Consider the following 502-nt stretch of genomic DNA (forward strand, 5'->3'; position numbering starts at 1 on the left):
TTTCTGATGCTTGCATCAAGATCGATATGGTAGGAGAGCGTTCTGTAAGCCTGCGAAGGTGTCTTGTAAAGGATGCTGGAGGTATCAGAAGTGCGAATGCTGACATGAGTAGCGATAAAGGGGGTGAAAAGCCCCCTCGCCGAAAGCCCAAGGTTTCCTGTTCAACGTTCATCGGAGCAGGGTGAGTCGGCCCCTAAGGCGAGGCAGAGATGCGTAGCTGATGGGAAGCAGGTTAATATTCCTGCACCGTCGTATGATGCGATGGGGGGACGGATCGCGGAAGGTTGTCTGACTGTTGGAATAGTCAGTTTCTGGTTCATAGAAGGTGCTTAGGCAAATCCGGGCACGTAATTCAAGGGATCGGGACGAGCGGCTTTATGCTGCGAAGCAATCGGAAGTGGTTCCAAGAAAAGCCTCTAAGCTTCAGTCATACGAGACCGTACCGCAAACCGACACAGGTGGGCGAGATGAGTATTCTAAGGCGCTTGAGAGAACTCGGGAG

Annotated in this window: 1 rRNA gene; it reads left to right on the top strand. The window is 52.2% G+C overall.

The window, feature by feature from the left end:
- Positions 1-502, top strand: a 23S ribosomal RNA gene (locus ACI48D_RS25970); the annotation flags it as partial.

It is taken from the genome of Massilia sp. LXY-6 (genome assembly GCF_051233485.1).
Lineage (GTDB): Bacteria > Pseudomonadota > Gammaproteobacteria > Burkholderiales > Burkholderiaceae_D > Telluria.